At 53.5% G+C, this 1,640-nt stretch carries 1 protein-coding gene; it reads right to left on the bottom strand.

Features of this window, described 5'->3' with window-relative positions:
* Nucleotides 1-49 precede the first annotated feature (49 nt).
* Nucleotides 50-1,569, bottom strand: a protein-coding gene (locus tag ACYSTU_RS26975) for an IS3 family transposase (RefSeq protein WP_499002749.1) whose coding sequence is annotated in 2 segments (ribosomal slippage) — nucleotides 50-1,104 and nucleotides 1,104-1,569 — 1,521 coding nt in all. Because the reading frame shifts where the segments join, the coding sequence is not laid out codon by codon here.
* Between the last annotated feature and the right edge of the window lie 71 nt (nucleotides 1,570-1,640).

Below are 1,640 nucleotides of genomic sequence, written 5' to 3'. Positions count from 1 at the left end.
CCGGTGCGTGTCAACGTATCTGTCGCTTCACGGCTGTTTTAGGAGTCTATTACGCCCTTGTTTCAGGGCGCTCTGGATTCAGGTAAACAGCGTTTGCGAGTTTCCAATTACGTACTTCGCCGCTCCAACGGCTGGGGTTAGTTGCTTTGGCTGCCTTGTAAAGATTCTCCCGTGCCTGCAGTAACGCAGGTGCCTTGCCTTCGTGACGCTCATTGGGCGTCACGTATTTCAAGGCGCTATGACGATGCTCGTCGTTGTACCACTCAACGAATTTCTGCACCCAGAGTCGTGCTTCCGTGAGGTTGTCGAAGGGCCGCTCGGGCCACAGCGGGCAATACTTAGCCGTACGAAAAAGCGCTTCGGCATAGGCGTTGTCATTGCTTACTCGGGGTCGGCTGAACGACGGTTCGACGCCCAATGCAATCATGCTTTCTCGAAGAAGCGAGCCTCTCATTACGTGACCGTTGTCCGAGTGCAGTATCAGCGGACGACCCGCCGTGCGCTCTCGTAAGCATCCTTTTTCAAGCAGTACGCATGCATGTTCTGCGCGTTCGGATTCGTGTACTTCGTTGGTCACTAATTTGCGGCTATAGATGTCTTTGACCATGTACCAGTAGTAAAAGCGACCTTTAACGGTGGTGGGTAACCACGTGATATCCCAACACCAAACTCGATTTGGGGCATCAGCACAATGTGTGGTCAAAGCTCGGCGCTTCGGAGCTTTGGCTCGGCCTCGACGGCTATTCTGATTTGCCTCTTTCAGCACCCGATAGAATGTTGATTCCGATGCCAGATAGATACCTTCGTCAGCTAACTTCGGGACAATCTGGTGCGGTGTCAGACTCGCGTAGCCAGGTTGATTAGCAGCATCCAAAACAGCCTGACGCTCTGCGACGCTGAGTTTGTTGGACGGTGCTTCGCGCTTGATGATCTGGCGCTTGTCGGCTTCGCAGTGTCGCCAACGCTGAACCGTCCGCAAACACAGCCCGATCTCTTTGCATGCACGAAACCGACGTGCACCACTTGCTACTGCCTCAGCGATCAGGCCCAAAGCCTGCACACGATCAGGGGCGCTGATCAGCCTTCCTTGTCCTTGCCCCAGATCGCATTGGCTTTTTTTCTGAGTTCCAGTAAAGCGACCGCCTCCTTGCAATCAGCATCGGATCGAAGCAGTTGTCGCTCCAGCTCCTTTATCCGTATTTGCTCGGTGGTCGGTTTTTTGTTGGGCTGAGGCTCCATCGCAGTGTTGGCATTCTGGCAAGCTTGGCGCCATTGCTGAATCTGCTCAGGATAAATGCCCTTGATTCGGCAATATTGTGAAAGCTCTACCTCGCTCAACGGCGCGGTTTCGAGAACGGCGTTGAATTTGTCGGCGCTGGACCACTGATTGCTGGTTTTATTATTCCCAGGAACAATCAATCCTTTATCTCTAGCCATTTGCCTCCAGTTTCGCAGTGACTGTGGGGTGACGCCGATTGCAACGGCGAGCTCTGCTACGGAACGGTTTAAGGGCGGCATCATTTGAAGAACAGCCCAGTCTCTGAAGTCATCGTCATAACGCTTCGGCATTGCTAGACACCTTCGCCCCCATGAATGGTTGAGTCAATCAACAGAGGTGACAGGTAGGCTGACACGGGGGG

Source organism: Pseudomonas glycinis (assembly GCF_054871425.1).
This window is presented reverse-complemented; position numbering and strand designations above follow the sequence as displayed.